At 40.2% G+C, this 17,020-nt stretch carries 17 protein-coding genes; 13 read left to right on the top strand and 4 right to left on the bottom strand.

The window, feature by feature from the left end:
• Positions 1 to 50: 50 nt before the first annotated feature.
• On the top strand, positions 51 to 446 hold the full coding sequence (locus H538_RS0112540) for an ArsI/CadI family heavy metal resistance metalloenzyme (RefSeq protein WP_026677902.1): 396 nt from the start codon (positions 51 to 53) through the stop codon (positions 444 to 446).
• Between the two features lie 560 nt (positions 447 to 1,006).
• Complete coding sequence (locus tag H538_RS0112550) at positions 1,007 to 1,366, top strand: hypothetical protein (RefSeq protein WP_026677904.1); 360 nt, start codon at positions 1,007 to 1,009, stop codon at positions 1,364 to 1,366.
• A gap of 212 nt (positions 1,367 to 1,578) precedes the next feature.
• Here H538_RS0112550 and H538_RS0112555 read toward each other — a convergent pair whose 3' ends face one another.
• Positions 1,579 to 1,950, bottom strand: coding sequence for a winged helix-turn-helix transcriptional regulator (locus tag H538_RS0112555; protein ID WP_026677905.1), 372 nt, complete (start codon positions 1,948 to 1,950; stop codon positions 1,579 to 1,581).
• Positions 1,951 to 2,181: 231 nt separating this feature from the next.
• Between H538_RS0112555 and H538_RS0112560 the strand changes: the two genes are divergently transcribed.
• The 8 genes from H538_RS0112560 to H538_RS0112600 all read left to right on the top strand — a co-directional run bounded on the left by H538_RS0112560 (position 2,182) and on the right by H538_RS0112600 (position 11,518).
• Complete coding sequence (locus H538_RS0112560) at positions 2,182 to 3,354, top strand: MFS transporter (protein ID WP_407636395.1); 1,173 nt, start codon at positions 2,182 to 2,184, stop codon at positions 3,352 to 3,354.
• Positions 3,355 to 3,373: 19 nt separating this feature from the next.
• Positions 3,374 to 4,219 (top strand): aldo/keto reductase, encoded by an 846-nt coding sequence (locus H538_RS0112565; protein WP_026677907.1) that lies wholly within the window; start codon positions 3,374 to 3,376, stop codon positions 4,217 to 4,219.
• Positions 4,220 to 5,043: 824 nt separating this feature from the next.
• Positions 5,044 to 5,631 carry a YdeI/OmpD-associated family protein gene (locus H538_RS0112575; RefSeq protein ID WP_026677908.1) on the top strand — a complete coding sequence of 196 codons (588 nt, stop codon included), beginning with the start codon at positions 5,044 to 5,046 and terminating at the stop codon, positions 5,629 to 5,631.
• Between the two features lie 173 nt (positions 5,632 to 5,804).
• Positions 5,805 to 7,223: a PQQ-dependent sugar dehydrogenase gene (locus H538_RS0112580; RefSeq protein WP_026677909.1), complete on the top strand. Its 1,419-nt coding sequence runs from the start codon at positions 5,805 to 5,807 to the stop codon at positions 7,221 to 7,223.
• A gap of 170 nt (positions 7,224 to 7,393) precedes the next feature.
• A complete protein-coding gene (locus H538_RS0112585; RefSeq protein ID WP_026677910.1) occupies positions 7,394 to 8,227 on the top strand; it encodes an SPL family radical SAM protein in 834 nt (277 codons plus the stop codon).
• A gap of 546 nt (positions 8,228 to 8,773) precedes the next feature.
• Positions 8,774 to 9,481, top strand: coding sequence for a DNA alkylation repair protein (locus H538_RS0112590; RefSeq protein ID WP_026677911.1), 708 nt, complete (start codon positions 8,774 to 8,776; stop codon positions 9,479 to 9,481).
• Between the two features lie 79 nt (positions 9,482 to 9,560).
• Entirely contained in the window at positions 9,561 to 10,076 is a 516-nt protein-coding gene (locus tag H538_RS0112595) for a GNAT family N-acetyltransferase (RefSeq protein ID WP_026677912.1), read from the top strand.
• Between the two features lie 152 nt (positions 10,077 to 10,228).
• The gene (locus tag H538_RS0112600) at positions 10,229 to 11,518 is read left to right on the top strand and encodes a methyl-accepting chemotaxis protein (protein WP_026677913.1); all 1,290 of its coding nucleotides are present in this window, start codon (positions 10,229 to 10,231) and stop codon (positions 11,516 to 11,518) included.
• 439 nt (positions 11,519 to 11,957) lie between these two features.
• Here H538_RS0112600 and dinB read toward each other — a convergent pair whose 3' ends face one another.
• Both dinB and mleCBF read right to left on the bottom strand, forming a co-directional pair.
• Positions 11,958 to 13,190, bottom strand: coding sequence for a DNA polymerase IV (dinB, locus tag H538_RS0112610; protein ID WP_026677914.1), 1,233 nt, complete (start codon positions 13,188 to 13,190; stop codon positions 11,958 to 11,960).
• Between the two features lie 210 nt (positions 13,191 to 13,400).
• Positions 13,401 to 14,243 (bottom strand): CBF family alpha/beta fold macrolide esterase, encoded by an 843-nt coding sequence (mleCBF, locus tag H538_RS0112615; protein WP_026677915.1) that lies wholly within the window; start codon positions 14,241 to 14,243, stop codon positions 13,401 to 13,403.
• A 620-nt stretch (positions 14,244 to 14,863) separates the two neighbouring features.
• Between mleCBF and H538_RS23805 the strand changes: the two genes are divergently transcribed.
• From H538_RS23805 to H538_RS26125, 3 genes are all read left to right on the top strand, one after another.
• A complete protein-coding gene (locus H538_RS23805; protein WP_035350779.1) occupies positions 14,864 to 15,091 on the top strand; it encodes a spore germination protein in 228 nt (75 codons plus the stop codon).
• Between the two features lie 238 nt (positions 15,092 to 15,329).
• A complete protein-coding gene (locus tag H538_RS0112630) occupies positions 15,330 to 15,602 on the top strand; it encodes a hypothetical protein (RefSeq protein WP_026677917.1) in 273 nt (90 codons plus the stop codon).
• On the top strand, positions 15,592 to 15,810 hold the full coding sequence (locus H538_RS26125) for a hypothetical protein (protein ID WP_154657973.1): 219 nt from the start codon (positions 15,592 to 15,594) through the stop codon (positions 15,808 to 15,810). The genes H538_RS0112630 and H538_RS26125 overlap by 11 nt, the downstream gene beginning before the upstream one ends.
• Positions 15,811 to 15,900: 90 nt before the next feature.
• Here the strand turns inward: H538_RS26125 and H538_RS0112635 are convergent, their stop codons facing one another.
• On the bottom strand, positions 15,901 to 16,977 hold the full coding sequence (locus H538_RS0112635) for a diguanylate cyclase (RefSeq protein WP_026677918.1): 1,077 nt from the start codon (positions 16,975 to 16,977) through the stop codon (positions 15,901 to 15,903).
• Between the last annotated feature and the right edge of the window lie 43 nt (positions 16,978 to 17,020).

Raw genomic sequence — 17,020 nt, forward strand, 5'->3', positions numbered from 1 at the left:
TATATCAAAAAAATTTGATATAAAATACCCCCTTAGGAGGAATCACGTATATGAAAATTCACGTTGGTTTAAATGTAACGAATTTAGAAGCGTCCATTTCCTTTTATTCAAAACTATTTGGCACTGAACCTGTTAAAGTGAAACCGAATTATGCAAAGTTTTTGTTGGAAGACCCGGGGCTAAATTTTACGCTGCGTCCCGTTGAACGAGTCGAAGGAAACCATATCAATCATTTCGGTTTCCAAGTCGCCAGTATAGAAGAATTAAATAAGTATAAGGTTCGACTAAATAAAGAAGGGTTTTTCTCCCGGGATGAAAACGATACAACATGTTGTTATGCAAGGCAAGATAAATTTTGGATCACTGATCCAGATGGCCACGAATGGGAATTTTTCTTCACTAAAGAAGACATCGAGGTAGACACGATCAATTCTTGCTGCAGTTAAGCCAAAAAGGAGAGTTCACTTATGAATGATAACGAGTTTCAATCTATCATGGAAGATGAAAAAAGCAAACTAGACCTTATCAATCGGGAAGCATGGAAATACGAGTCTTTTTATCGATACCAAGTGCCTTTTTCGATTAAATCTATTCAATCATTATTTATAATAAAATGGTTTCGGAAAAAGCAGCAATGTGTACCTTGTTGCAATTGTTAACTTAAAAAGCCAACACTTTTGTTGGCTTTTATATTCTCTAAAAGAAGTGGACTTGAATTTCCCACTTCGGCTTAATAGAAGATTGCCAACTTTATATCAAATTTTTTTCAAAAGGTTGAACGATGGACACATTGAATGTGAAGAAATAAGTGAACCTCAAAATGCCTGTTTAAGAGAAGTCGAGGAACAAACGGGCTTAAAAAGGGAATACATAAATAACAGGTTCAACTGACGTGTTTAAGTGCGTAATTTCAGCTGCCATAATTGGCGGCTTTTTTCGATTAAGAAGGATTAAAAATCAAACAGGAAGAATAAGTAAACTAAAATAGATTTTTTAGGAGGCCACAATGAAAAAACTTTTATTATTTTTAATTCTTCTTGTTTTAGCGGGGTGTAATGAAAAATACATTTTTCTTTCTGGTGATGGCGATCACTGGAAAGGGGAATACTCTGCAAACATCGAAGGGGATCGTGAAGATGGTAAATACACTTTTCGGTTTAAACACGGTGGAAGTGATACAAGGTTTAGAAAGCTAAACATCGTGATTAATAATGGTGAAACGGTCTTGAAAAAAAGTGATTATAAAGGAGCAACCGTTAAAATTCCCTCTTCTTGTTCTGGGTGTTCCGTAACTGATGATGAAAAATCTATTGAGGTTACCATTAAATGGGGAGATCACAATGAAGAAACCTTTTATTTAAAATAACTTCTTAAACCAAACGTGTGCAAGTCCTTTAATTTTTCAGCTGCCATAATTGGCGGCTTTTTTTATAGCTAACGAGGTGATATGGATTGATCCAGGCGAGTTTAAAGAAATGAGGCAACCAATCAAGCCTATTCGTTGCCTCAAAAAAATAGATGAAACGAGCTGCTAATCAAATTAAATCTTCAAGAGAAGGCCCTAACTCCGAATCCTCCTTACTTAAGCTGTTCGTTCAACACGCTATCTTCTAAAACAGAAAATTTATCTCCGTATACTTTCGTTAAATGTTTTTCACCCCATGCACATAGTGAATGTAAGATATCTTCTAAGCTTCGTCCATATTCACTAAGCTCGTATTCAACTTTTGGTGGAACTTGATTGTACACGATTCGATTGATGACCCCGTCCTCCTCAAGTTCGCGCAACTGTTGGGTCAGCATTTTTTGCGTGATATTTGGCATAAGGCGCTTTAATTCGCTTGTTCGTTTTTTTCCGTGAATCAAATGGCAAAGAATCACACATTTCCACTTTCCACCTATGACTTCTAATGTCGCTTCAACAGAGATATTGTATTTCTTTTTCTGCATCTTTGTCCTCCTCTATCCTATAGGCACTAAAAAGTACCTATATTACTTTTGGGTAACTATATAACTTTAAAGTGCGTACTTTTCTTTATGGGTGATATATCTCATAATAACATTTGCCGGCCGGTTCATACTATACTTTCTTTTAAAATTTATTATTCGCTAAAAAGAAAGTTTCCATTTATGTAACAGAAATAAGGAGGAGATACTGTGGATCTAAGTAAAAAGCAAAGCATGTTCGCTTTGCTTGCCCTGGCAGTAAGTGCTTTTGCAATCGGGACGACTGAATTCATCAGCGTCGGATTACTGCCTCTTATTGCAAAGGATTTAAGCATTCCGATGACCACGGCAGGGTTAACGGTTTCTTTATATGCCTTAGGGGTAACATTTGGAGCTCCTATTTTGACATCTTTGACATCGAGAATGCCAAGTAAGACGTTGTTGCTTTGGATTATGATTGTCTTTATTATTGGCAATACTCTTGCCGCTATTTCTACGACAATCGCGTTATTGCTTGTTGCACGTGTGATCTCAGCATTTTCACACGGTGTCTTCATGTCAATCGGATCGACAATCGCTGCCGATTTAGTTCCGGAAAATCGCAGGGCCAGTGCGATTTCCATTATGTTTTCCGGTCTTACAGTTGCTACGGTAACTGGTGTTCCATTTGGCACTTTTATTGGCCAGCAGCTAGGTTGGAGAACAGCCTTTATTACTATTGTTCTCATTGGTATCATTGCCTTCATTGCAAATAGCATTCTTGTACCATCTAATTTGCGAAAAGGAGTCAAAACAACCTTTCGTGATCAGCTTCAACTTGTGACAAATGGCCGGTTATTGCTTTTATTCATTATTACAGCATTAGGTTATGGCGGAACATTTGTCGTGTTTACCTTCTTATCACCATTGCTACAAGATATCACCGGGTTTAAAGAAGGAACTGTCGCTGCCATTTTATTAGCTTATGGAATAATGATTGCGATCGGAAATATGGTTGGTGGAAAGCTATCGAATCAAAATCCAATACGCGCATTGTTTTATATGTTTATTGTCCAGGCAGTTGTCTTATTTATTTTGATGTTTACAGCACCATTTAAAATGGCCGGATTACTAACGATTCTTTTGATGGGGCTGTTAGCTTTTATGAATGTGCCAGGCTTGCAAGTTTATGTTGTGATGCTGGCAGAGCGCTATGTTCCTGGTGCGGTTAATGTAGCATCGGCCATAAATATTGCTGCATTTAATGCCGGGATTGCAATAGGTTCTTATTTAGGCGGTCTTATTACAGACTCTATCGGACTTATTCATACGTCATGGATTGGAGCACTTATGGTTTTAGTGGCTGCAGCTTTAACTGGATGTAGCAGAGCTTTGGAACGAAAAGATCAAGTAAGTAAAGCATCTTAAAATTTTGGAGGTATTAAAAATGACGGCTAAAAATTTACAAGATACAACAACTTTGCATAATGGTGTGAAAATGCCCTGGTTTGGAATTGGAGTTTTTAAAGTCGAAGAGGGTCCGGAATTAGTAAACGCGGTAAAAACAGCTATTAAACATGGATACCGGAGTGTGGATACAGCGGCGATTTATGAGAATGAAGAGGGCGTTGGTAAAGGAATCCAAGAAGGCTTAAAAGAAGCAGGTATTTCAAGAGAAGAGCTATTCGTTACTTCAAAGGTTTGGAACGCGGATTTAGGATATGAATCAACGATTGCCGCTTATGAAACAAGCTTAAAGAAACTTGGCTTAGAATATTTAGATTTATATTTGATTCATTGGCCGGTTGAAGGAAAATATAAGGATGCTTGGAGAGCGTTAGAAACTCTTTATAAAGAAGGCCGGGTAAAAGCAATTGGTGTAAGTAATTTTCAAATTCATCATTTGGAAGACGTAATGAAGGATGCCGAAATTAAGCCGATGATCAATCAAGTAGAATATCATCCTCGATTAACTCAAAAAGAGCTGCAAGCATTTTGCCAGGACAACGGCATTCAACTTGAAGCATGGTCACCATTAATGCAAGGCCAGTTGCTAGACAACGAAGTTTTACAGGAAATTGCGAACAAGCATAATAAATCGGTCGCTCAAATTATTTTGCGTTGGGACTTGCAAAACGGGGTTGTTACAATTCCAAAATCAACAAAAGAGCATCGAATTGTTGAAAATGCAAATGTGTTTAATTTTGAACTGACGAAAGAGGAAATGGAAACCATTGATGGATTAAATCAAAATCTTCGTGTTGGGCCAGACCCGGATCATTTTGATTTTTAAATGTAAAAAATTCGAGTTCTCAGAGTGTAGAGAAAGGGGGATTGTATTTCTGGAAGCATTTTTGCGATGCTTCCTTTTTTGTTGCGCTAATGGGGCAGGCTAGTCCCCTTTTAGCTAATTTTCGCCTGTAAAAAAGATAAGAAGACAGCACCAAAAATAGGATCAAACTTCTCCAGTGTGGTGCTTTTTTATGGCGTTTGGACAATAAACAGTTGATTTCCGATAATAAATAGATTCCATCGGACAATAAATGGCCTCAGTCGGACAATAACCTCTTACTTATTGTCAAAAAGTAAGAGGTTATTGTCTAAATCGGATGATTTATTGTCCCAAAAAGAGCATTTATTGTCCGAGAACAAAATAATTTTAGATTTGTGATCGTTTTTCCTCATTTCACAGATCGAACGAGGAGTTCTTAAAATAACGAATGTTCGATTACTGAAATCCAAACTATTTTCTAGAAGGGGCAGGTTAGCTATAGAAAAGAAACTTAAAGAAAAATTGCCTTTTCAAAAAAGGAACAGCCATCGACATAGCGAATAATAGTTTAGTCAGCACAGGGACTACTCGTAGGAGGAGGAAAACTGAAAGCATGATTAGAGAGGCTGCAACCACAGATAGTAAGGATTTAGCGCTTCTAATGGGAGAGTTAGGTTATCCGACAAATCCTGATGATATTTAACTATTAAGATATCCCGGCGAAAGAGCAAGGAAGTTTTCCAAATGAGTATGAATTTTTATATAAGGTTGATGCTAATAAATAAATGGAACATGAATTATTCCTGGCCGTCAGCTGATTGAAATAGTGGAGAGAGGGTGTTCTGATGACAGATAGCAGAAAAAGTCGTAAGGTTGATGGATTTATAAAAAAATCCAAAAAGTGGAAAGAAGAATTTGAGGCGTTAAGAAATATCGTTCTTGATTGTGGCCTGACCGAAGATATTAAGTGGATGCATCCTTGTTACATGTATGAGGGCAAAAATATCGTTTTAATTCATGGGTTTAAAGAATATTGCGCGTTTCTGTTTCACAAAGGCGCTTTGTTGAAGGATCCCCATGGAATTCTAGTCCAACAAACGGAGAATGTGCAGGCGGCGCGCCAGATTCGGTTTACCAATGTTCAAGAAATAGTTGAAATGGAACCCATTTTGAAAGCCTATATTTATGAAGCTATTGAAGTTGAAAAGGCAGGTTTGGAAGTGAAAAAGAATACAGAATGGATCATTCCTGAAGAACTTGAAACTAAATTCGAGGAAATTCCTGCCTTAAAAACGGCTTTTGAAGCGTTGACGCCGGGACGGCAAAGAGCATACATTCTTCATTTTTCGGGGGCGAAACAATCCAAAACCCGACAGTCAAGGATTGAAAAATGTATGGAGAAAATTCTTGCTGGAAAGGGATTAAATGATTAGTATATTCGAGGTCATTAAGAAAATACTGACACAAAAGTGTACCTTTGGCTTTTTGCTAAAAAGGTACATTTTTTTAATCTAACGGGTTCAAGTTATGTCGTCCTGGTTTGCTACTAATAGAATCGTTTCAATCATATTCTTATAAAAGAAAACAATGAAAGGGTGTAAAGTGGTTGATAAAAGTGAAAGTTCGGCTGCAGCCCATTGTTAGTCAGATCAATTTGCCCACTGTTTTGAAAACAACTATACTTCCGGGCGATTCAATTGAAAGATTATTTATTGCAACACAGGTAGGAGAGATTTTTTACATAGGAAACGGAAGTGTAAGGACCTTTTTAGATATTCGCCCGCGAATCATCAAACTAGGCACTTCTGAACCAGGTGTTTCTAGTGGCGGATACGATGAAAGGGGATTGCTGGGCCTGGCGTTTCATCCAGCATTTTATTATAACGGTCTGTTTTATCTTCATTATTCTGTAGCGGGAACACAGGGTCCCGGTGCTCTTTCTGAACATTTTAAGCCTGACCCGTGTGATCCGAGAACATTAAACATGAGGTGGACAAATAGAGAAACTCACTATGACCATATTGATACCGTTGAAGAATGGATGTTACAAGCCAATGGCCAGCCTCAAAAACGGAGGACATTGCTTAACATAATAAGGCCATTTTTTAATCATAATGGTGTCAATAGCTTAAACTTTTCACCTGAAACGGGAAAACTTATTTTCACAACCGGAGATGGGGGATCAGGATATGATCCATTTAATTTAAGTCAGGATGATATGGAAATCGCAGGCAAAATCATTGAAATAGATGTAGAAAAGAATACATTTATCGATAATCCTTCTGTAGTCACACGTTTTCATGAACTCCCCGAGCCTATCCAGGAAACGCTTACGGTCATTGCCAAAGGGGTACGGAATATACCTGGCATTTCATTTCAAAGGTTTTATCATCAATACATCAAATATGTGGGAATAGTCGGACAAGATTTGGAAGAGTCGATTTTTTCATTTATACATTATCAACCAATCCCGGTTCCTCGGCTTATTCGAGAATATTCAACAGGATCTAACGAAAGATTGGTTAACTTTGGCTGGCGAGGCTGGGAAGGTTCTTTTCCTACTTCGTTTATAAGGGGCTGCTCTTCAAATCCGGCTTTGGATGAGAAAACTATTGCCTATTATGATGAGGCGGTAAACACTTCAGCGAGGCGTCTTCAGCCTTTAACCAGTTATTTTCATAAAGATCAAAGACCCGATAAGTTTGGCGGAACTGCACTTACAGGAGTGCAGGCTTATATGGGGAATAGCATCCCCGATTTAGCGGGAAGTGTTGTGTTTACCGATTTTGCCCGGAAGGAATCCGGACCTCCTGTTCGAGGAGTTTTAGCTTATACGAGGGCAAGTGCAGATGGTCAGCGAAACGATTATAGTATGATTGAAACCGATGATCACTTTGGATCCGGGTCCGCTTATTATGTTAGTTTGGGAACGAATCTGGATCAAACCAGGCTATATTTAGGAGTTTATGGCTCTATGAAAGTGACTGATTTCAATCAAGGTACTGTTTTTGAAATTGTTCCATGAATGATACAATGCATTGACAAGACATAGGCATGATCCATTCTTCTTTCGGTCATGGCAATGTCCAATTGCTTTCTCTTTTGCTGCGGATCAAGCATAATAAAAAACAATATAGAAGCCTTTCTCTATTTTTTAATGATTGAGGTGAACGATGAAGAGAGGGAGCGTTCCAAATGGGGATTGAAATAAAAGAAATACTCGCAAAGAAAATCCTTACTGAAGCAAAGGGCTATTTGGATGTTGGATTTACTCATTCGCTAAATCCGTATAGCGGTTGTGCATTTTCTTGCATGTATTGTTATGTGAGAGAAATGCCAATTCAACGATTCAAGGAAATTCCGTGGGGAGAATGGGTGGACATAAAGACAAACGCAGCAGAAAATTACCAAAAAGAAATGATAAAACTTCGCAAGAAAAAGAATCCTATAAACATCTTTATGTCTTCGGCAACAGACCCTTATCAGCCAATTGAACGGAAAGCAAACATTACACGAGGGATATTAGAAGAAATGATTGAAACACCGCCTGATTTTCTTCAAATCCAAACACGAGGCCCACTTATTACAAGAGATATTGACTTGTTAGTAAAATTAAAAGAAACATGCGATGTCCTTGTATCCATAACGGTAGAAACAGACAGGGAAGATATCAAGCGGATATTTGCTCCATATGCGCCTGGAATTAAATTACGGACAAAAGCCTTAAAGGAAGTTCATGATGCAGGAATACCAACCCAGGCTTCAATTTCTCCGGTTCTGCCATTTACCCCTGATTTCCCAAAAATATTGGATGGAATCGTAGACCATATTTGGATTGATACGTTAAACATTGGTGATGGCTTAATGGGTAAACGTTCAGAGAGATTAGGAATGCCGCAATTATTCCAAGAACACGGGCTATCCCGGTGGTATCAAAAAGAAATCCATGTAAAGGTGGAAAACTATTTTAACAAGTATTTTCCTCGTGAAATGATTCGCGTCTCTAAAAATGAGGCTTTCCCAGGATAAAAAGATTAATTTTTAAAAGCCCCGATTCGGCGACTTTTTTATGGCGGTAACGGGACAGAATGAACATGATGAATGGTAAAATGAAAAAATATAAACTAGTGCCCCTTCTAGAAAAAAGTTTGGATTTCAATAATAGAACTCCCCGTGAGATCTGTGAAATGAGGAAAAACGATCACAAATTGTTACATCATTTAAAATGATTTCGTTCTCGGACAATAAGTGCTTTTATTTGGACAATAAATCATCCAGTTTAGACAATAAAATTTTACTTTTGGACAATAAGTAAAAAATAGACTCATTTTATTGTCCGACTGAGGCCCATTTATTGTCCGATGGATTCGATTTATTGTCGGAAATCAACTGTTTATTGTCCAAATGCCATGAAAATAGCACCACTACTGGAGAAGTTTGATGTGTTTTTTGCTTCCATCTTCTTATCTTTTTTACAGGTGAAAATTGATTCTTGAAAATAAGATCTTTCTTAGCTGAAGGGGCACTAGTTGCTTTCAATGGGGTCTATATATTAAAAAAGGAAGTGCAAAAACTATGGATTTCGAAACAGTTATGCAGGAGCTTGAAGCCCTTGGTAAGGAACGAACTAAAAAAATATACATGTCCAACGGTGCGCGTGAGCCGCTTTTTGGTGTGGCTACAGGTGCGATGAAACCAATCGCAAAGAAAATAAAAATAAATCAACGTTTGGCCGAAGAGCTCTATGCGACAGGTAACTACGATGCCATGTATTTTGCAGGTATTATTGCAGATCCAAATGCTATGACTGAATCGGATTATAATCGTTGGATGGATGAAGCGTATTTTTATATGCTTTCTGATTATGTAGTGGCAGTCACTTTATCAGAATCAGATATTGCACAAGATGTTGCTGATAAATGGATAGTAAGCGGTAATGAGCTGAGAATGTCAGCGGGATGGAGTTGTTACTGCTGGCTTTTAGGGAATCGCAAGGACAATGAATTTTCCGAAAGCAAGATTTCCAATATGCTTGATAGCGTGAAAAATACGATTCATGAATCGCCAGAACGAACGAAATCCGCTATGAATAATTTTCTATACACTGTTGGGGTTTCATATTTGCCGCTACATGAAAAGGCAGTCGAGACCGCAAAGGAAGTAGGTACAGTAGAAGTCAAGCGGGATAAGAAAAAAAGCAGTTTCCTGAACGCTTACGAAAGGATTCAAAAAGAAATTGTTAGAGGGAGGATTGGTTTCAAACGCAAATATGTAAGATGTTAAAAAGAAATAATCTAAATGAATTAGTAAAATAAGCGGTATGAAAGAGCAGATTCAATGCTGAAAGGATCGTGAATTTATTATGAAAGTTCTTGAAACGGAACGACTGACCCTTCGTTTACAAACAACTGATGATGCAGAGTTTATCCTTGAGCTAGTTAATGATCCTTCCTGGCTGCGGTATATAGGTGATCGCGGCTTAAGAACAGTAGAGGACGCATGTGCCTATATCGTAAATGGACCGGTTCGCATGTATGAACAATTCGGCTTTTGTCTATATTTGGTTGAGCGAAAGGAAGATCAACTGCCGATCGGAATTTGCGGACTTGTAAAAAGAGCCTCCTTAAAAGACGTGGATATTGGATTTGCCTTTCTCCCGAAGTATTGGGGAAAAGGTTACGCTTATGAAGCTGCTTCTGCGGTAATGGCATATGGGAAAGATACATTGGGCCTAAATCGCATCGTAGCAATCACGACTCAAGATAATCATGCTTCGGCCAGGTTACTCGAAAAAATAGGCTTGAAGTTTGAAAGATTCATCCAACTTCCCAATGATCCTGAAGAGCTAAGACTGTTTGCCTTTAACGTAAGTACCTAAAAAGGGTATAAGGAAGCAATGTTTAAATTGTTTCCTTTATATGGCGAAATGCTGACAATTGCTTTTTGGAGTAAAAAAGGATTGGAAAACTAGTAAACTTCTCCGATATAAAGAGTGAGCGGCTATTGAAAAATGAAAGGAGACAACTGTGAATGTTGGAGAAGAAGCGTTATACGTTGGGCTTAAGGAAGAAACTATTGATTTTCGTATCCATATTGGCGTTAATTACATACTCGACAAGCATCTTTTTTATTTATGTCATCCATCCTTATTTTTTTCCAAATACGAATGAAACGGCGTTTACGATTGCTACATTAGCTCTTGGCATCCTCTGGTCGGGAATTTTGGCTTTCCTTGTGGCCGGTTTCATTGTAAAACCGCTAAAGCGTTTAGAGCAGGCCGCGATTCGGGCGAGCAATGGAGATATTCGAGAAGATGTGGAGCTTCATAAAACAGATGATGAAATTCGTTCATTAGGCGTCGCTTTTAACGAAATGTTGGCCAACTTGCGGGAAATGGTGCAAACGATTGAAGAGAACTTTGAAGAGACGAATGAGAATGTCATCATCATTTCGGAAAGGGCTACAAGGGCGGCCGAACAAGCGGATACGGTCGCAAAAACGATTAGTGAAATATCGGCAGGAGCGGAATCGTCAGCCATCGCCATTCAAACGACCGCTGAATCGGTGGAAGACATTACACGAATCGCCGAAGAAGTGCAAAGCAAAGCAAGGGACTCAGAACATGTTTCAGCTACGATGCTGGACGAGCTGCACGAAAGTAAGGAAGTCATCCATTCGCTTGTGGGCGGAATTGAACGGCTGGCAAAAGGCAATCAAGATTCGTTGGAAGCGGTCAATCGCTTAAAGGAACATGCGAAAAAGGTGGAGCAAATTATCCAATTAGTCGGGGATATCGCGGAGCAGACGAACTTGCTTGCGTTAAACGCATCGATCGAAGCGGCCCGGGCAGGTGAACACGGGAAAGGATTTGCTGTCGTAGCCGAGGAAGTGCGCAAACTTGCGGATGAAAGCGGAAAAGCGGTTCAAGGCATTACTGAACTCATTCAAAATATCCAGCTAGAAGTGGAAAGTGTCGTTAAGCAAATTAAGGAACAAGTGGAAGCGGCCAATCTTGAGGCAGAAAAAGGGACACAGACGAATCAAGTGATCGATGAAATGACAAAAACGATCCACGAAGTTGCGTCTAAAGTGAAAGACATTACCGGCCTCGTTGATAAACAAATGGATGGTATTCATCAAACCTCCCGCCAATCCCAGGAGGTCGCGGCAATTGCCGAAGAAACTTCTGCTGGCGCTGAAGAAGTGACAGCAGCAACCCAGGAGCAGGCCGCCGTCATGGAAAACGTCGAACAGCTCGCCTTGCACTTGAGGGACCAAGCGGAAAAGCTGAAAGGAACCATTGAGCGGTTTCGGGTATGAGCCTTCACGTTATAAAGTCATTGTTGTTCAGAATAAACGGATCTTCAAAGGTATACATTTTTGTATGCCTTTTTTCATTGAATCTATATGGGTAATATTGGATGATTAGGCTAATAAAGGAAGCGGAACAAGTGAAGCTACCGGAAACGGAATCATGATGAGGGAAAGCAGATGGAGCGAATTTCATCATTCATCATATTTTGATATGACAACTTAAAAAAAGGAGAAGGGAAAATGATATTTCATCCACTTTGGCGGTTAGAGGAATTACGTCAATTCTATCCATTCGCCTTTTCGTTTCCTGCATGGTATCCATGGTACCACTCCCAGCCTATTCCACCAGTGTATGTCACGCTGATCTCCTAAAAAACGGCAAATCGGAATCGTCCATTTAACGATTCCGATTTCATCTTATCGTTCATTCATTGTCTCATCTTTGTTATTTATAATGCCCGCCGATTTTTTTGGCCCGATGAAATGCCTGCCCGGCTGCAAGCAGGGAGGAAGCGCGGACAATGGCCGTTTTTCCATACTTTGAATACACCATATCCAATGCCCGGTTGAGCTCTTCTTTGTTGAGATGATAATCAAACAAATTCAACTGGACGTTCTCGGAGGATTGCAATTGCGACAACGTTACCCCGAGGCTTCGAATAGGTTGGCGGTCCCAATGGGTAAGCAACAGTTTCTCGGCTGCATGATAAATGTCTAAATCAAAATTCGTTGGTGACATTAATTTAATCTGCCGGTGGAAGCCGGTGGGAAAATCAAAGCTTGTGCCTCTGACGCCCATTGAAACAGTGCTTCCCATGTATCCTTTAAAACGTGCGCGCCGGGCAACTTCAGTGCAGAGTTCAAGCAAAACGACTTTAATCTCTTCCAGCGTTCCATAATCTCTTGGTAGGGTCATTTGGTGGCCGATCGCTTTTTGCTGGTCATGTGTCTTGACGGTGACTGGCGAATCATCGATCCCGTTCGCAATTTGCCATAATACTTGGCCGTTGATCCCCCATTTTTTCTTAAGCAACTCTAAAGGGAAATTCGCCAAATGCCCAATCGTCCGAATCCCCATCCGCAAAAAATGATGATTCATCCTGCTTCCTACACCGAACATTTTGCCGACCGCCAGCGGCCACATTTTTTCTTTCATGTTGGAATGGTTAAGTTCGAAAATCCCATCTTTATTTTTCTTTGCAAAATTGTCGCACGAAATCTTGGCCAGCACTTTGTTTGGGCCCATGCCGACCCGAGCATTAATGCCGGTTTCATTCATTACCGCAGTTCTAAGTTTTTGCGCAATTTCCCGTGGCGTTCCAAATAATCTTTGGCTTCCGGTCACATCTAAAAATTGTTCATCAATGGAATAAGGTTCAACGAGATCAGTGAAGCGGTTGAAAATTTCAGTGATTTGCAGGGAGACATCGATATATCGCTGCATTCGCGGCCGGACGATAACCGCATCCGGGCATTTTTGCTGCGCTTCCCAGAGCCGGGTTGCATTCTCAACGCCCCATTTTTTAGCGAGCGGGCAGGCGGCGAGAACAACGCCGCTTCGCCTTTCGGGATCCCCGGATACGATGACGGGTTTGTCTTTTAATTTCGGGTTATCCGCCTTTTCAACAGAGGCGTAAAATGACTGCATATCTACGAGGAAAATGACCCTATCCCTCATCTCACACATCTCCTTACGACAAATTAAGAACTCTATCTGTATTATATGCGAAAATATGTTCGTTTAATACTGGAAAATAAAACATATGTTCTGTGTGGGATGGAGGGATTTCATGAAAATCGTGAAGGCTTGTAACAACAAAACCCCGAATTCAGCCATTACAGCCGTTTTTCGAGGTTTTCTATGGAAGTTAGATTTCCGCTCATTCGTTTATCGTGAACTAAATTTTACAACCGAGTTGATGATGGAGTCCCAGTCTTCACTATGAATCTCATGCCCTGATCCATCAAGAGCCATTAATTCAGCGTGGGGAATGGCTTTTGCAAGAGCAAGCCCGTGCTCGAATGGCAGGGCCGGATCTTCTGTGCCGTGAATAATGAGGCAAGGTACGCTGATCTCGCCCATTCTATCGTAGTACTCTTCTCCGCCTTGCAGCATAGCATGATTAAATCTGCTCGGCAGCTGTCTGGCGCGGGATGCCTCTCTTTCCGCCAATTTATACATTCTTGACTGCTCATAAGGTTTGGAGCCGCTTAACGTTTTCCATCCGCCTGCCAGATAGGAAATGACCGCCTCCCGATCGGTCCAATCTAAAGAAGCGCTTTTCGCATGGTAATCCAGTATGCGCTGGTCCATTGGAGGAAGCTTTTCCATCTCTGTTCCGAACACGCTTGAGGCAATTAGAGTGAGCGTAAGTATGCGCTCCGGGTATCTTAAGGCAAGAATCTGGCCAATCAAACCGCCCATGGACATTCCAACGATATGAGCCTGCTCAATGGAATAAGCATCCAGGACTCCAACCGCATCATCAGCCAGGTCTGTTATGGTGTAGTTGGAAGTGCCAGGATCATAAGTGACGGATCGTCCAAGATCGCGATGATCGTACCGAATGACAAATCTTCCCCGATCAGCAAGCCGGAGGCAGAAGTCTTCATCCCACCAGTCTAATGAAGACATTGCTCCCATGATTAAAAGCACAGCAGGGTCCTTATGGTTTCCAAAGCTTTCTGCACAAATATCCACTTTATTGATTTTCAATATTTGTTCACGCATAGTTTTTGCCTCCTTTTAGCAATAGGAAAATCGTTCCTATATTTATTTCGATCACCGCAAGTCATTCCCTCCTGCCAAATGCGCATATTGCTTCTTTTTAAGTTACGCTTTACGGAGAGGTTGGAGAAGGGGTTGGTAAATGACTTACAGAATAAGTGTAGCTTTTGCTTTATTGGGATGGGTGTATGGATTTATAATCTACATACTTCTTACTCAAGGAACAATTACAGATACAGTAGAAATCACATCTGCAATTGGGATCGGGATTTTTGGCGCAATTGGATCGTTGGTATTTGATAAAGTAAGAACATCCAATGGTCACCCGGGTTCCAGGAACAGTATATGATCAGACAGGAACATTTGTTCGTAAACATTTTAGCTGCGACTAACTGAAATTCATCTCCCACTTACCGTTGGGCAAATCCTTCACACACTTGAAGTGGGAGACTTCTTTCGGAAGGATATTAAAAAAGCTTTTGTGAAGGTAGCGTTGAGGAAGTCGGGTCAATCATCAGGCAAAGGATTGCCGAACTATAGTCATTTAGCGGATACACGAATTATGTTCGTCCATATATTGATAACAGGCAATTGAATAAAAATGAAAACGGGAGAGGAAAGAAATGGCTTCGGATATTAGAGCTCCAATACAAATTTCATCTGTTGGTGATGGAACAGTAATTTTCGGAAACACGCTTGTCATCGATCCAAAGAGTACGGCTAAATCTTATTTAGGAGCTGCAGCAGGAAATATAGGCGATAATATACAAACCATCTCGTATAAGAGTTCAACCAACACATATGATGTTGACGCTTTTGAGGAAGTAGCACCATCAGAAAGGCTCTGGTAATCCGGGGCCTTTAATTCCTCAGCTCCATTGCAAAACTAAGAACATTGGAAAAGGAACTGAGGAGGCTAAAAATGATAGATGGTACGCTAAAATAAGCGCAAAAAATATTTATAATTTCTTAAGGGAGATAATTTGAATGGTGCTTCAGTTGTGACATTCGCCCAATTCTGTTCATAAGATAAAGCGAAAGAGAACCGAAAGAAAATGAAGACAGAATGATGTGGCAGGAGGGAATAGGATGCGATTCATGGTGGAATATATACCTCTGAAAAAAATCAAGCTTGATGAACCAGTGAAGCTTACAGACCGTCTCAAGAAGCTCCGGAGTTTGATGTGGGACTGCATGCATGTTATAGTCGTGAAAAAGGATCAAAAAGACAACCGTTTTATTATTGTAAGCGGACGCGACAGGTACGAATACCTTCGAAAACAGACGAAACATCAGTATGCTCCTTGCATTATCGATGAAAGCAATGCTTCATCTGGATTGGATCACCCGCTTGTGGAATAGGAACTTGCCTCCTGACATTCCATCTATTCATTCCGGTCCATTCCATCCGACAAGCTTATCCATCATCCGTTCATTTATAAAGAAGGAGCCCCGCTTTGTCCAATTGTCCCGCTCACAGCAATTCAAGATACTCATCCTCGGGATTCGCTACAAGAAAACGGTGGAGTCTTCCATGCGGGAAAAGATCGATGAGATCCTTTCAAAATAAAAAAACTTACCGTTGAAAACGACGAACAAAAACGCACGAAATCTGGAAACGATTTGTGCGTTCATTTCTAATTTTCCAGGACCGTGTTCCTCAAGCGGCGGCCACCTGGTTTCGGCCTCTTCTTTTTGCTTTGTAGAGAGCTTCATCTGCCAATCTGTACAAACAATCGGTATCCGCTGTTGAGTCCGGATACGTAGCCGCTCCGATGGATACAGTAATTGAAATGCGTTGCTCTCCGTTATGGAGCAGGAATGGGCGGTTTTCAATTTTATTTCGTATTCGTTCTCCGACATTCACCGCATAATCAAGGGGGCAATCGATCAATAGGACTGTAAATTCTTCTCCGCCATTTCTTGAGACGATATCAAAAGGCCGCGCCACTTCTAAGAGCAGTTTCCCAACCTGCTTCAAAATTTCATCCCCTTCAATGTGGCCATAGGTGTCATTGATCTTTTTGAAAAAATCGATATCGATCACCAACATTGAAAGTTTCTCGTTATTTTTCATCACTCGATTGACAGCATTGTTGATTTCAAGATCAAAACTTCTAACGTTATTGAGACCCGTTAACGGATCCTTCAACGAATTTGTCTTATATTCTTTAAACAATTGATTCATTTTTCTTAAGTAGTTGTTCATATAGACAGCTGTTAAACCGCCAATACCCGAAACGACCCAAAAAACGATATTGATATAAATGTAGGTTCGAATGTTATCCATCGCCACGTACATAAGAAGGCTAAACCAAAGATTAGAGTAGATGATCATGTATAGAGAGCTACTAAACACATTTTTTACTTTTGTTGGGATAATTAGATACCCGATCAATGAAAAAGTCATGATGAAAAAGGCAATGAGCGAAGAAGTGTTTATTCCAATTGCGAAGCGGGCAAGCACAATAAGCGCTCCGGATACAAGTGCGGGGATCCATCCTCCATATAACGCGACTAGCATGACGGGAATTTGTCTTAAATCGATTCTCGTATCTGTACCTACTTTTATACTAAATTGCATAAGAAAAATGCCTAATAACCCACATAAACAACCGATGGCAATTTTCTTCTTTAATGGCGAGTTTCTCGATAAAAAGGACTCACGGAATAGCTGATGATAAATAAAGAAAAACGAAATCATGATGGCTAAATTGATGAATAAAGTCCGAATCAATTATGTTCACTCCTTGCTAGTTTTATATCGGCATTTTATCGGG

The organism is Fictibacillus gelatini DSM 15865, from assembly GCF_000430745.1.
GTDB classification, from domain to species: domain Bacteria; phylum Bacillota; class Bacilli; order Bacillales; family Fictibacillaceae; genus Fictibacillus_A; species Fictibacillus_A gelatini.

Coding starts and splice junctions, on each gene's coding strand:
- H538_RS0112585 (WP_026677910.1), top strand. CDS start 7,394: ATGGGGATTGAAATAAAAGAAATACTCGCAAAGAAAATCCTTACTGAA.
- H538_RS0112595 (WP_026677912.1), top strand. CDS start 9,561: ATGAAAGTTCTTGAAACGGAACGACTGACCCTTCGTTTACAAACAACT.
- H538_RS0112590 (WP_026677911.1), top strand. CDS start 8,774: ATGGATTTCGAAACAGTTATGCAGGAGCTTGAAGCCCTTGGTAAGGAA.
- H538_RS0112575 (WP_026677908.1), top strand. CDS start 5,044: ATGACAGATAGCAGAAAAAGTCGTAAGGTTGATGGATTTATAAAAAAA.
- H538_RS23805 (WP_035350779.1), top strand. CDS start 14,864: ATGGCTTCGGATATTAGAGCTCCAATACAAATTTCATCTGTTGGTGAT.
- H538_RS0112630 (WP_026677917.1), top strand. CDS start 15,330: ATGCGATTCATGGTGGAATATATACCTCTGAAAAAAATCAAGCTTGAT.
- H538_RS0112540 (WP_026677902.1), top strand. CDS start 51: ATGAAAATTCACGTTGGTTTAAATGTAACGAATTTAGAAGCGTCCATT.
- H538_RS0112550 (WP_026677904.1), top strand. CDS start 1,007: ATGAAAAAACTTTTATTATTTTTAATTCTTCTTGTTTTAGCGGGGTGT.
- H538_RS0112565 (WP_026677907.1), top strand. CDS start 3,374: ATGACGGCTAAAAATTTACAAGATACAACAACTTTGCATAATGGTGTG.
- H538_RS0112560 (WP_407636395.1), top strand. CDS start 2,182: ATGTTCGCTTTGCTTGCCCTGGCAGTAAGTGCTTTTGCAATCGGGACG.
- H538_RS0112600 (WP_026677913.1), top strand. CDS start 10,229: ATGTTGGAGAAGAAGCGTTATACGTTGGGCTTAAGGAAGAAACTATTG.
- H538_RS0112555 (WP_026677905.1), bottom strand. CDS start 1,950: ATGCAGAAAAAGAAATACAATATCTCTGTTGAAGCGACATTAGAAGTC.
- mleCBF (WP_026677915.1), bottom strand. CDS start 14,243: ATGCGTGAACAAATATTGAAAATCAATAAAGTGGATATTTGTGCAGAA.
- dinB (WP_026677914.1), bottom strand. CDS start 13,190: ATGAGGGATAGGGTCATTTTCCTCGTAGATATGCAGTCATTTTACGCC.